The organism is Pelomonas sp. SE-A7 (genome assembly GCF_030345705.1).
Taxonomy (GTDB): Bacteria; Pseudomonadota; Gammaproteobacteria; order Burkholderiales; family Burkholderiaceae_C; genus JAUASW01.
The window spans coordinates 616,359-628,563 of sequence record NZ_JAUASW010000002.1; the positions used below are offsets into that span (position 1 = coordinate 616,359).

Annotated in this window: 10 protein-coding genes; 3 read left to right on the forward strand and 7 right to left on the reverse strand. The window is 69.0% G+C overall.

The features are described 5' to 3' along the window. Positions 1-9: 9 nt before the first annotated feature. A complete protein-coding gene (locus QT382_RS16850; RefSeq protein WP_289255242.1) occupies positions 10-1,056 on the reverse strand; it encodes an aminopeptidase in 1,047 nt (348 codons plus the stop codon). Next, a complete protein-coding gene (locus QT382_RS16855) occupies positions 1,053-3,089 on the reverse strand; it encodes a molybdopterin-containing oxidoreductase family protein (RefSeq protein WP_289255243.1) in 2,037 nt (678 codons plus the stop codon). The genes QT382_RS16850 and QT382_RS16855 overlap by 4 nt, the downstream gene beginning before the upstream one ends. A 136-nt stretch (positions 3,090-3,225) precedes the next feature. On the opposite strand from QT382_RS16855, the gene QT382_RS16860 reads away from it, so the two are divergent. Together QT382_RS16860 and QT382_RS16865 are read left to right on the forward strand one after the other, a co-directional pair. Then, on the forward strand, positions 3,226-4,422 hold the full coding sequence (locus tag QT382_RS16860; RefSeq protein WP_289255244.1) for a M20 aminoacylase family protein: 1,197 nt from the start codon (positions 3,226-3,228) through the stop codon (positions 4,420-4,422). Further along, on the forward strand, positions 4,419-4,967 hold the full coding sequence (locus tag QT382_RS16865; protein WP_289255245.1) for a DUF1415 domain-containing protein: 549 nt from the start codon (positions 4,419-4,421) through the stop codon (positions 4,965-4,967). The genes QT382_RS16860 and QT382_RS16865 overlap by 4 nt, the downstream gene beginning before the upstream one ends. A 16-nt stretch (positions 4,968-4,983) precedes the next feature. On the opposite strand, the gene QT382_RS16870 is transcribed toward QT382_RS16865, so the two are convergent. The 3 genes from QT382_RS16870 to QT382_RS16880 are packed head-to-tail and all read right to left on the reverse strand — an operon-like array spanning position 4,984 to position 8,647. Beyond that, positions 4,984-6,357 carry a serine hydrolase domain-containing protein gene (locus tag QT382_RS16870; RefSeq protein WP_289255246.1) on the reverse strand — a complete coding sequence of 458 codons (1,374 nt, stop codon included), beginning with the start codon at positions 6,355-6,357 and terminating at the stop codon, positions 4,984-4,986. 11 nt (positions 6,358-6,368) lie between these two features. Then, entirely contained in the window at positions 6,369-7,889 is a 1,521-nt protein-coding gene (locus tag QT382_RS16875) for a permease-like membrane multi-spanning protein (RefSeq protein WP_289255247.1), read from the reverse strand. An 8-nt stretch (positions 7,890-7,897) separates the two neighbouring features. Then, complete coding sequence (locus QT382_RS16880; RefSeq protein ID WP_289255248.1) at positions 7,898-8,647, reverse strand: ABC transporter ATP-binding protein; 750 nt, start codon at positions 8,645-8,647, stop codon at positions 7,898-7,900. Between the two features lie 127 nt (positions 8,648-8,774). On the opposite strand from QT382_RS16880, the gene QT382_RS16885 reads away from it, so the two are divergent. Continuing rightward, positions 8,775-10,466 (forward strand): tetratricopeptide repeat protein, encoded by a 1,692-nt coding sequence (locus QT382_RS16885; RefSeq protein ID WP_289255249.1) that lies wholly within the window; start codon positions 8,775-8,777, stop codon positions 10,464-10,466. A gap of 4 nt (positions 10,467-10,470) precedes the next feature. Here QT382_RS16885 and QT382_RS16890 read toward each other — a convergent pair whose 3' ends face one another. Both QT382_RS16890 and QT382_RS16895 read right to left on the reverse strand, forming a co-directional pair. Then, complete coding sequence (locus tag QT382_RS16890) at positions 10,471-11,541, reverse strand: WD40/YVTN/BNR-like repeat-containing protein (protein ID WP_289255250.1); 1,071 nt, start codon at positions 11,539-11,541, stop codon at positions 10,471-10,473. After that, on the reverse strand, positions 11,538-12,173 hold the full coding sequence (locus QT382_RS16895; RefSeq protein WP_289255251.1) for a Crp/Fnr family transcriptional regulator: 636 nt from the start codon (positions 12,171-12,173) through the stop codon (positions 11,538-11,540). Before QT382_RS16895 ends, QT382_RS16890 begins: the two co-directional genes overlap by 4 nt. Positions 12,174-12,205 lie beyond the last annotated feature (32 nt).

The window sequence follows — 12,205 nt, forward strand, 5'->3', positions numbered from 1 at the left end:
TTGTCGGACCTATTGTGATGCGGCCAGTGCAGCGCGGCGCTCGGACTTGGGCAACGCGGCGAGGCGCCTGACCTCCGCATGGAAGCGCGGCCAGTCGTCGCTCAGCCGATGGAACAAGGCCTCGAAGGCCGGCACCAGCTCGTCATAGGCCGACATCAGGGCCAGGCTGGCATTGTTGGCCTCGGCGAACCAGCGGTCGTAGCGCGAATCGCCGGCCCAGGACAGCTGCTTGAGCCGTTGGTAGTCGGCCCGCATGGCGGCATAGATCTCGGCCTTGCGCGCCGGCTTGTCGGCCTCGCGGCCGGCATAGAGCTTGAGCAGTTGCTCGCGGTAGGGCGCCACCAGCGCGCGGAACTCGGCGCGCTGCTTCTGGGCCCGGACATCACGGGCCCGCTCGGCCTCGGTGGCATGGAGCTTGAGCCAGCGCTCGCCGCCCAGCCGCTCCACGGCCGTGGCATAGGCCTCGTTGAAGCCGGTGTCGTCGCCGGCATAGGCCACCTGGTGGGCCAGCTCGTGGAACACCATGCGCGCCAGCTCGCCTTCCGGATAGCCGATGAAGGTGTTGAGCAAGGGGTCGCCGCCCAGCCAGGAACTCCAGCCCAGCGTCGAATAGGCCGGCACGCCGTAGACCAGGGTCTCCAGGCCTTGCTCCCTCAGGCCGACGCCGAACTCCTTGGCCTCGGCCTCGTCGAAATAGCCGCGGTAGCCCACGCAACCCATGATGGGAAAACACCAGGTCTTGAGCTCCAGCGACAGCGGGGCCGTGGCCACCACGTTCCAGACCGCCGCGCTGCGCTTGAGGTCCGCATAGCGGCGGTAGCTGTTGTTGTCGGGCAGCCTGAGCTCGCTGACCGCGAAATCGCGCATGCGCTGGCTGAGCAGCAGCCGCTCGCGCAGCCTGGGGGCCAGGTCTTGCTGCTGCAGGACTTCGTCCACCGGCCTGGCCGCGCCCACCAGGCGCAGATGCCCGCCCAGCGACTGGCTCAGATAGCCGAGCTGGCCGCAGCCGGCGAGCGGCACGGCCAGCAGCGGCAGCACCAACCAACGACGCTTCACGCCAGCGCCACTTCAACCAGGCAATCGTAGAAACTGGGTGCGTTGCCCATGTCGGTCAGGCGCTGGTGCGTGACCTCGTTGACGTTGGAATGGCCCGGCCCCAGCTTGCGCCACCAGACGCCCAGGCCATTGACCACGCCGGGCCGGGCCCGCTCGCTGATCTGGGCCTTGCAGAGGTAGCTGCCGCGCTCGTTGAAGGCTCGCACCATCGTGCCGTCGGCAATGCCGCGTGCCGCAGCATCGGTGGCGTGGATCTCGATCAGCGGCTCGCGCTCGATGTCGCGCAGGCTCTTGACGTTGACGAAGCTGCTGTTGAGGAAGTTGCGGGCCGGCGGCGAGATCATGGCCAGCGGGAAGCGCTTGGCCAGCTCCGGGCTGGTCGCACGGCTCTCGTAGTTGGGCACGAAGTCGGCGCCCGCCGCCTGGGCCTTGCCGCTGGCCGTGCGGAAACCTCCGTTGGCGAAAGGCGCATCCGGCAGCGGCAGGTCCTGCCAGCCTTGCTCGCGCAAGGCCTCGAAGTCGATCTCGGCGGTGAAGGCCTGGCGGGCCAGGTCCTCGTCGCTCTCGCTGAAGCAGGGCTCGTCATAGCCCATGCGCCGCGCCAGCTGGCGGAAGAATTCGGTATTGGGCCGCGACTCGCCCTCGGGCGCGATCGCCGGCTCGTTGATCAGCACCGAGGTATGGCCGTAGCTGGTGTGCACGTCCAGATGCTCCAGCTGCGTGGTGGCCGGCAGCACATAGTCGGCCAGGTCGGCCGTGTCGGTCATGAAGTGCTCCAGCACCACGGTGAACAGGTCGGCTCGCTGGAAGCCCTTGACCACCTTGGGCGACTCGGGCGCCACCGCCACCGGGTTGCTGTTGTAGACGATCAGCGCCTGGATGGCCGGGCCGAACGAAGGCGAAGCCTCGGCCAGCAGGGCGTCGCCTATGGTGCTCATATTGATGGTGCGGGGGTCGCGGCCGGCCAGCAGCTCGGGCTTGTCCAGCGCCTTCATGTTCTTGAACGGAGCCGCCCATCCCGAGCTTGAGAGCAGCATGCCGCCGGCCCGGTTGCGCCAGGCGCCGGTCAGGCAAGGCAGCAGAGCCACCAGGCGCACCGCATTGCCGCCACCGCGCACTCGTTGCATGCCGTAGTTCAAGCGGATGGCAGCCGGGCTCGTCGTGCCGTAGTCGCGGGCCAGGCCGCGCACCTCGTCGGCCGTGATGCCGCAGACCTCGGCCACGCGCTCGGGCGGCCACTGCAGGGCCTTCTCGCGCAGCGCTTCCCAGCCCTCGACATGCTGGGCAATGTAGTCTTGGTCCAGCCAGTCGTTGGCGATCAGCTCATGCATCAGGCCCAGGGCCAGGGCGCCGTCGGTGCCGGGCAGCAGGGCGATGTGCTGGTGGCATTTGTCGGCCGTCTCGGTCTTGCGCGGATCAATGCAGACCAGCTTGGCGCCGCTCCGCTTGGCCTGGTTGGCATAGGTCCAGAAATGCAGGTTGGACGCGATGGAATTGCTGCCCCAGATCAGGATCAGCCGGCTCTCGGCGAAGAAGCGCAGATGCATGCCCAGCCGGTGACCATAGGTGCGGTTCAGCGCTTCGGCGCCGGCCGAGGCGCAGATCGTGCGGTCCAGCCGCGAGGCACCCAGCTTGTTGAAGAAGCGCGCCGCCATGCCCTCGCCCTGGATCAGGCCCATGGTGCCGGCATAGCTGTAGGGAACGATGGCCTCGGGGTCGCGGGCGGCGATGCTCTTGAGCCGGGCGGCGATGTCGTCCAGCGCCTCGTCCCAGCTGACCGGCTCGAAGCGCGGTGCTTCGTCCTTGCGGCTGACCCGCTTGAGCGGATGCAGCAGGCGCTCCGGGTGGTAGGTGCGCTCGGGATAGCGCGAGACCTTGGTGCACAGCGCGCCATGGGTGGAGGCATGCTCGGCCGCACCCTGCACCTTGATCGCCCGGCCGTTCTCGACGGTGATCTTCAGGGCACAGGTATCGGGACAGTCATGCGGGCAGGCGCCCTTGACGATGCGGACGTTGGCGGCGGCGGAACTCATGGGGCGAACTATTGCACAGCAGAAAAAGTCGTCCGATGGTCAGGGCTAAGGCGCTTGCGCTTCAGAGAAGCCTCATATCCCCAGGGATAAACTCGGTCGCTTCCAAGGCTTCGTCCGCCCCCGGCGGGCGCTCCCCATGAAGCTGATCGATTCCATCGTCCAGACCGCGCCGGAGATCCGGCAGCTGCGCCGCGACATCCACGCCCATCCCGAACTCTGCTTCCAGGAGCAGCGCACCTCCGACCTGATCGCCAGGACGCTGGAGGGCTGGGGCATCCCGGTGCACCGCGGCCTCGGCACGACCGGCGTGGTCGGCATCGTCAAGAACGGCACGTCCTCCCGCGCCGTGGGCCTGCGGGCCGACATCGATGCGCTGCCCATGACCGAGCGCAACGAGTTCCCGCATGCCAGCACCTACCCCGGCAAGATGCACGCCTGCGGCCACGACGGCCACACGGCCATGCTGCTGTCGGCCGCCAAGCACCTGGCCCAGCACCGCAATTTCGACGGCACGGTCTACCTGGTGTTCCAGCCGGCCGAGGAAGGCGGCGGCGGCGCCCGCGAGATGATCAAGGACGGCCTGTTCAAGCTGTTCCCGATGGAAGCCATGTTCGGCGCCCACAACTGGCCCGGCATGCCGGCCGGCGCCTTTGCGCTCAAGAGCGGCCCGGTCTTCGCGTCCAGCAATGAATTCAAGATCACCATCCGCGGCAAGGGCTGCCATGGCGCCATGCCGCATCTGGGCGTGGACCCGGTGCCGGTGGCCTGCCAGATGGTGCAGGGCTTCCAGACCATCATCAGCCGCAACAAGAAGCCGCTGGAAGCCGGCGTGATCTCGGTGACCATGATCCACACCGGCGAGGCCACCAACGTCGTGCCCGAAAGCTGCGAGCTGCAGGGCACGGTGCGAACCTTCACGCTGGAGCTCCTGGACCTGATTGAGCAGCGCATGCAGACCATGGCCGAGGCCACGGCCGCCGCCTTCGAGTGCACGGTCGAGTTCAAGTTCAAGCGCAACTACCCGCCCACGATCAACCACCCGGCCGAGACCGAGTTCGTGCGCCGCGTGCTGGGCGACATGGTCGGCCCCGACCAGGTCCAGGAGTTCGAACCCACCATGGGCGCCGAGGACTTCAGCTATTTCCTGCTAGAGAAGCCGGGCTGCTATTTCCTGATCGGCAACGGCGACGGCAGCCACCGCCACGGTGGCCATGGCCTGGGGCCATGCACCCTGCACAACCCCAGCTACGACTTCAACGACGAGCTGATACCGCTGGGCGGCTCGATGTGGGTACGCCTCGCGGAAGCATGGCTGAACGAAGCACCGAAATGAACATCGACAAAGCGCAAGCCCAAGCCGACACCATCGCCTGGCTGGAGAAGGCCGTGATCGGCCTCAACCTCTGCCCCTTCGCCAAGAGCGTCCACGTCAACCGGCGCATCAAGTACCTGGTCAGCGAGGCCGACACGCCCGAGGCGCTCTTGCAGGAGCTGGCCCATGAGCTGCTGGCCCTGAATCGCGCCGATCCGGACGAGATCGAGACCACCCTCGTCATCCATCCCCAGGTGCTGCAGGACTTCCTGGACTTCAACGACTTCATAGGCGCGGCCGATGCCCTGGTCGAAGACCTGGAGCTGGACGGCGCGCTGCAGATCGCCAGCTTCCATCCGCAGTTCCAGTTCGACGGCACCGAGCCCGACGACATCACGAACTACACCAACCGCTCGCCCTACCCCACGCTGCATCTGCTGCGCGAGTCCAGCATCGAGCGGGCGACCGAGACCATGGCCGACACGGACTCGATCTTCGAGGCCAATATCGCCACGCTGGAAAAGCTGGGCCTGGCCGGCTGGCTGGCCCTCGGCCTGCGCGCCTGAACGATCAGCCGGGCAATCAGTCGCGGCTGAAGACCAGGTCCCAGACCCGCTCGGTCCTTGAATGGACCGCCGTGGCGCGGCCTTCGGCATCACGCTCGAAGCGCAGCAGGCCCAGCGGGCCGGCGCGGAACTGGTCGCGCTGCTCGGTGGCCTGCAGCCGCACGATGCGGCCGGGCCGCTGGCGCAGCACCAGTTGCTCTCCCTCCAGCGCGAGCTGGAACGAGCTCTCGGCCTCGTCCGAACGGTAGCGGCCGATCAGGCCTTGCAGCTCCTGCCGGGTCGGCACCAGCGCCACCGGCCGCGCAGGCGCCGCAGGCATGGGCCGCACCGGTGCGAGCGAGGCATCCGGCAGCAGCAGCTCGGCCACCTGATGGGCCAGCGCCGTTGGCGCCGCATCGCCGGCATTGCAAAGCACGGCCACCGAGACGCCCTGTTCCGGCAGGCGCAAAAGATGGGCGCGGTAGCCCGCCGTCGAGCCGCTGTGGCCGATCTCGCGCAGGCCGCGGTAACGGCCGACCACCAGGCCCATGGCATAGCTGCCGGACTTGCCGTCGTTGAACAGGCCCGGCGTCTCCATGCGCTGCTGAAACCCCGCGTCCCACAGCCGCGGCGAACTCAGGTGCTCGTTCCATATCAGCAGGTCGCCCACCGTGGTCAGCAGGCCGCCGTTGCCGTGCACATTCTCGAAAGGCATGTCCTGCTGGTACTGGGCGCCCTGCGGCTCGTAGGCGATGGCACGGCCCTTGACCACGCGGCGGTAGTCGTCGCGCCAGGCCGTGCTCTTCATGCCCAGCGGCTCGAACAGCTGCTTTCGCGAGAACTCGGCGAAGCTGAGGCCGCTGACCCGCGCCACGAGCATGGCCGCCAGGTTGTAGCCGCTGTTGCTGTACGAGTACTGGCTGCCCGGCACGAAATTGAGCGAGCGCTGGCGCGACAGGATCTCAAGCACCTCGTCATGGCCGATAGTCCGCGTGCCGCGCGGCCAGCCGGCGATGGAGGCCACGGCTCCCCAGTCGCGCAGGCCGGCCATGTGCTGCAACAGGTGGCGGATGGTCAGCGGCGCGCCGTAGTCCGGCAGTTCGGGAAAGTGCTTGCGCACCGGGTCTTCCAGCGAGAGCTTGCCTTCGCGCTCCAGCAGCAGCACGGCCGCGGCAGTGAACTGCTTGGATACCGAGCCGGCCTCGAACACCGAGTCGGCCCGGTTCGGCACCTCGTGCTCAAGGTCGGCCATGCCGTAGGCGCGGGCGAACTCGGTCTTGCCTTTGACGGCCGCGCCGACGGCGCAGCCCGGCGTGCTCGTGCTCCAGCGCGAGAACAACGCGTCCAGCTTGGCCAGGTCGGCCGCCGTGGCGGCTGTTGCTGAAAGCGCGAGCAGCAGCCCGCCCGTCATGCATCGAGTCTTCACAGCTCACCTCGCTTGGACCGGCCCAACCACCAGGTGCCGCCAGTGCCCACCAGCACGGCCAGCAGCGCCAGCGGCGCATAGGCCAGGGCCGCCTGCAGGCAATAGGCCACGCCGACCCAGCCCAGCGTGACGAGCAACTCCAGCCAGCCGACGGCCTGCATGCCTTGCATGCGCTTCTTCATGTCGCCGCGCTTGGCCTGGCGCGGATACCAGACCTGGCCGGCCCCCACCGACACCGTGCCGCCCAGCAGGCAGACCAGCAGGACCAGGGCCTGCCAGCCGCCCTGACCCATCAGGTAGATCTGGTAGGGCAGGACCAGCAGCCACACCGGCAGCAGGGCCGCCAGCACCTTGAGCCAGCGAAGCCGGATCAGCGAGGTGGGCGCACAACCCAGCAGGTCGGGCGCATCTTCGGCGGCCACCGTGATCCAGGCCAGGTTGGCTGCCAGGGCCGTGGCCAGCCAGACCATGGCCGGAATCATGAACACCTGGGCCAGCTGCCCTTCGCCACGCAGCGCGAGAAACAGCATGGGCAGCATGTACATCAGCTGCAAGAGGGTCTGGGTGATCAGCTGCGGGTCGCGCAGGATCAGCCGCCATTCCTTGAGCAGCATGCTGCGCGACAGGCCGGTGCGGAAGCGCACGCTGCCGGCCGCCGGTGCCGGCTGGCCGCGGCGCTCGCTGCCGCTGACCGATTCCTGCGTGCCGGCCAGGAAATGCCGGTGGGTCAGGCTGACCACCAGCCAGAACGAGCCGGCCCCAACCAGCACCGTGGCCAGCAGCGGCAGCCCCTCGCCCAGCAGCGCGCGGGCCGGATACCAGACCGGGCTGTCGATCGACAGGGGCCCGTCGGGCGCCAGCCAGCCGGTCAGCCGGCCCATCAGCCGAGCCTTGGCTTCACGGCTCAGGATGTTGGGCGCCTGGAAGCCCAGGAAGGCGATGGCGCCGACCAGGCTGCCCAGCACCTGGGCCACGGTCCGGGCCCGGCGCGCGCCCAGCATTCGCACCAGCAGCAGCGTGAGCCACAGGCCCAGGGCCGTGACGCCCAGGGCCAGCGCCAGCAGCGTGGGGTAGATGCCGAGCAGCTGCGGATGGCCGGTGAACACGCCGACATTGGCCACCGACGACAGCAGCAGCAGATAGAGCGGCAGCACGCTCACCGCGATGCCCAGGCCTCGCGCCACGAACACGTGGCGGGTGGGCAGGGGCGAGGAGAGAAGCAGGTCCAGGTCGCCGCGGTCGAACAGGGCCGTGACCGACATCAGGATGGCCTGCGACAGCATCAGCGTGACGATGACCCAGAGCGCCAGGCCGCCGGCGAACACGCCGAAGTCCGGCATCTCGCCCGCGGGCAGTCCGGCCAGCAGCTTGTAGGCCGCGAGATGCAGCGAGCCCGACAGTATCAGCAGCAGCACCACCATCAGCGCGATGCCCTTGCCGCCAATGCCACGCCAGGCCAGGCGCAGCTCATGGTGGATCAGCCAGGGCAGGGAACCGGGCCTGCCCTTCAAAGACATAGGACCGCTCATGCGTCTGCCGCCGTCAATTGCAGGAACACGTCTTCCAGCGTCGCGCCGCCCGAGGCCCCGGCGCGCAACTCGTCCAGGCTGCCCTGGGCAATGATGCGGCCGCCCTGGATGATGCTGATGCGCTGGGCCAGGCGCTCGGCGATTTCGAGAATATGGGTGGTCAGCACCACCGTGTAGCCCTTGGCCACGCGGTCCACCAGCAGGTCCTTGACCTGGCGGGCGGCGCCGGCATCGAGGCCGGTCAGCGGCTCGTCCAGGATCAGCAGCTGCGGGTCGTGGATCAGGGCGCCGGCCAGGGCCAGCTTCTGGCGCATGCCGCGCGAGAAGCCCTCGGCCAGCTCGCCCGTGTGCTTCCAAAGGTCCAGCCAGCGCAGCAGCTCCTCGGCCCGCGGCGCGCCCACCACCGGGTCCACGCCCCAGAGGCCGGCCACGAACTCCAGGTATTCCAGCGGCCTGAGCTTGCCGTACAGCAGCGGGTCGTCGGGCAGGAAGGCCATCAGCCGCTTGGCCTCATTCGGCTGCTGCGTGATGTCGTGGCCGAGCACGCGGGCCGTGCCGCCGTCGGGCAGCAGCAGGCCGGCCACCATCCGCAGCGTGGTGGTCTTGCCCGCGCCGTTGGGGCCCAGCAGCGCATGGAACTCGCCGCGCGGTATGGACAGATTCAGCCGGTCCACCGCCGGCTTGCCGCCGAAGGACTTCTGCAGCTCGTTGATTTCCAGGGCGGGCGCGGCGGTATTGGGGCTCATCGTCGAGGCAGAAGCGGTCGTTGCGGGCGGCCCGACTATACGGGCCGAACATCGGCGTCCGGCCCGCGCAGGATTGCCGCTATGCTCGGCGCCGCTTCCCGATCCCCTTGCCTCGGAGGACCGACCCGTGTCCCTGCCCCGCCCCCGCCTGAGCCTGCTGGCCGCCGCCACTCTGCTGGCGGCCTGCGCCACCGTCCCGTTCATGCCGGACCGCAATGCCCGCGCGCCGCAGCTCGACGGCTTCGGCACCGTCAACATGGCGACCGGCATCACCTCGCCGGCCGCGCGAGCCTGGTTCGAGCAAGGCATGGCCCAGGCCTATGGCTTCAACGAAGCGGAAGCGATACGCGCCTTCAAGGCCGGCCTGGCCCAGGACCCCAGCTGCGCCATGTGCGCCTGGGGCGTGGCCTGGCAGCTGGGCCCCAACATCAATGCCACCTCGCGCGGCAACGTCAAGGAAGCGCTGAAGTATGTGGACCTGGCCCTGCGCAACGCCCAGGGCCTGAGCCCCCGCGAGCGCAGCCTGGTCGAGTCGCTGGCGCTGCGCTACGCCCATGCCAGCGAATCCCGCAACACCGCGCCGCTGCAAGGCGCGGTCTGCAGCACCGGCATGAGCGGCGACGAGAAGGCCCATCCGCTGGACATCGCCTATGCCGACAAGCTGCGCGACCTGGTGGACCGCTATCCCGAGGACCCCGACCTGCTGGCCTTCTATGCCGAGGCCGAGCTGGTCGCCACCCGTGACGACTGGTGGGACAGCAAGACCGGCAAGCCGGCCGGCCGCATCGGCGAGCTGGCCGACAAGCTGGAGGCCGCGCTGAAGCGGCATCCGGAGCACACCGGCCTCAACCACTACATGATCCACGCGACCGATGCGGTCCAGGTCGCCGGCCGCGCCGTCGATGCGGCCGACCGGCTGGGTCGCCTGGCCCCCAAGTCGCCGCACCTGCTGCACATGCCGGCCCATACCTATGTGCAGGTGGGCCGCTACGCCGATGCCACGCGGGTCAACCAGGCGGCCATTGCCGCCGACCTCAGCATGGCCGAGACGCTCAAGGCCCAGAAGTTCGAGATCAGCAAGGACTGGCGCGGCCACAACAACCATTTCCAGTGGTACGCCGCGCTGATGGAAGGCCGCGGCGACCTGGCCCTGCAGACCGCCCGCGCGTCGGCCGAGCAGGCCAAGCATGACCACGAGTATTTCGAATATGTGCGCAGCCTGCCCATCCTGACCCTGCTGCGCCTGGAGCGCTGGGACGAGGTGCTGAAAGAGCCCATGCCGCGCGGCAACCAGGGCGTGGCCATCGCCCTGGGCGAGATGGCCAAGGGCATGGCCCTGGCCCGCAGCGGCCAGGCTCAGGCGGCCGATGAGGCCCAGACCCGGCTCGATGCCGCCGCCGAACAGCTGCAGAAGAAGCACCAGGGCAAGGGCTGGGTGGACCGCATGACGCGCGGCATGGCGCGCACGGCCCAGGTCCAGCTGCGGGCCGCGCGGGCCCAGGCCGCCGGCCAGGCCGAGCAGGCGCTCAAGCTGCAGGCCGAGGCGGTGGAGGCGTCCGCTTTTGTAGACAGCACCGAGCCACCCACGCTGGCGGCTGGCACGCGCCTGGCGCTGGCCGAGCTGCAGCTGAAGGCCGGCCAGGCGCTTGATGCCGAACGCAGCCTCCGCGCCGACCTGGCCGAGCATCCGGGCAGCGGCTGGGCCCTGCGTGGTCTGGAGAAAGCGTTGCGAGCCCAGGGCAAGCAGGCCGAGGCCCAGGCCATGGAGAGCCTGCTCGCCCGCACCTGGCCGCAGGCCGACGCCGGCCTGCGCCGCTGAGATCTCAGCGGGCCAGCCGCAGGCCCGCCAGCGCGCCAGCGGCGCCGCTGGCCCAGCCCTGCTTCAGGCCCGGCGCAAAGCTCAGCGCATCGAAGCCGGCCATGCCGGCCGCAAGAGGCATGGGCTGCCAGGTCTTGCCATCGTCGTCGGAACGGTCCGCGCCCTGCGGGCCGACAGCGATCCAGCTGCTCTTGCTCCCCGGCAGGTGCTTGACCACCGAACGGAAGCCCGAGAGCCCTTGCGGCTGCTTGACCAGGGTCCAGGTCTTGCCGCCGTCGCTGGTGAAGGCCGCGTTGTCCACCGCGGCCTGCTCCTGCTTGTAGTCGCCGCCGACGATGACGCCATGCAGGCGGTCGCGGAAGTGCACCGAGAAGATGCCGGCCGTGGCGCTGGCGGCCAGCGGCGTGTCCACCACCTGCCAGCGCTTGCCGCCATCGGCCGTGTGCAGCACGCGGCTGCGGCCCGGCGAGTTGGTGACTATCCAGGCTTCGCGCCTGTCCTGGCCTGAGCCCATCACGGCGATGTTGGAGCCACTGCCCGCAAACGCGCCCTCGCCCGGCAAGGCCGGCGGCAGGGCCGCGTCCGGCACCTTGTCCCAATGGGCGCCGCCATCGCGGGTGACCAGGATCTGGAATCGGCCGTCTATCGAGTCGCCGACCACGAGGCCGTGCCTGGCATCCCAGAACGTCATCGCGTCGTAGAAACCCTGGGCCTCGGTGTTCTGGTGCTGCAGCTGCCAGCTGGCGCCGGCATCGACGGTCTTGTAGATCCGCGAGGCCGGGCCGGGGCCGATTGAGAGCGCATAGGCGGTGCGCTCGTCGATGGCGTCTATGTCGCGGAAGTCCAGCTTGTCGGCGTCCGCCGGCGGCTTGAGCTTGATCCAGTTTGCTCCGCCGTCTGCGGTGCGCAGCAGGCTGAGGTCGGCGCCGCTGGCCCAGGCGACCTTGGCATTGACGGCGCTGACGCCGCGCAGCCGGGCGGTGACGCCGCTGGTCTGGGCGGTCCAGTTCGAATCCTGGGCCAGGGCCAGGCCAGTCAGGGCCAGCAGGCTGATGAGCAGAGGGGAGGTCTTCATGGGCCGGCAGTATCGGCGTTGCCGGAGCGCGAACGCTGGACGTCGCGCATCAGCCGTGCCACCACCAGGCGCATCACGTGGAAACCCAGCTTGGGGTTCTGGTAGTAGAGCCGCGCCATCGCATCGGCCGAGAGGCTGTAGAGCACGCAGTCGGTCTCGCACTGCAGGCTCAAGGTGCGCTGGTGGTCCACGGTGAACAGGCCGATCTCGCCGACCAGGGCGCCCGCCTCCAGCAGCTCGTCGATCTCCAGCAAGCGCAGGCTGCCGCTCTCCAGGTAGAGCATCTCCTCGGCCTGGTCGCCCTTGCTCCACAGCAGGGTACCGGCCTTGGCCGCGCGCCGGCTCATGTGCGGCAGCAGCCATTCGGACACCGGCGTGTCCTCCTTGGCATTGCGTATGGCCCGCACCAGGCGCTGGATCTGCAGCGTCTTCTTGATGTTGATCGGGATCAGGGCGGCGTAGAGGATCAGCGTGGGAATGGCGGCGCTCAGATAGCCGTAGAACACCAGGCACAGGCAGGCCACCAGGGCCACCACGCGCAGCGGCAGCATGCTCTTCATCAGGTAGCTGGTCACCATCAGGGCCGCGCCGATGAAGCCGAAGACATAGGCGATCTGCAGGGTGGTGCTCATGGGGTCCGCAAAGCAAAGCCTGACCCCACTGT

What these genes read in the sequence shown, in the direction of transcription:
- QT382_RS16855 (WP_289255243.1), bottom strand. Translation starts at nt 3,089, where the DNA reads ATGAGTTCCGCCGCCGCCAACGTCCGCATCGTCAAGGGCGCCTGCCCG.
- QT382_RS16860 (WP_289255244.1), top strand. Translation starts at nt 3,226, where the DNA reads ATGAAGCTGATCGATTCCATCGTCCAGACCGCGCCGGAGATCCGGCAG.
- QT382_RS16865 (WP_289255245.1), top strand. Translation starts at nt 4,419, where the DNA reads ATGAACATCGACAAAGCGCAAGCCCAAGCCGACACCATCGCCTGGCTG.
- QT382_RS16870 (WP_289255246.1), bottom strand. Translation starts at nt 6,357, where the DNA reads ATGACGGGCGGGCTGCTGCTCGCGCTTTCAGCAACAGCCGCCACGGCG.
- QT382_RS16875 (WP_289255247.1), bottom strand. Translation starts at nt 7,889, where the DNA reads ATGTCTTTGAAGGGCAGGCCCGGTTCCCTGCCCTGGCTGATCCACCAT.
- QT382_RS16880 (WP_289255248.1), bottom strand. Translation starts at nt 8,647, where the DNA reads ATGAGCCCCAATACCGCCGCGCCCGCCCTGGAAATCAACGAGCTGCAG.
- QT382_RS16890 (WP_289255250.1), bottom strand. Translation starts at nt 11,541, where the DNA reads ATGAAGACCTCCCCTCTGCTCATCAGCCTGCTGGCCCTGACTGGCCTG.
- QT382_RS16895 (WP_289255251.1), bottom strand. Translation starts at nt 12,173, where the DNA reads ATGAGCACCACCCTGCAGATCGCCTATGTCTTCGGCTTCATCGGCGCG.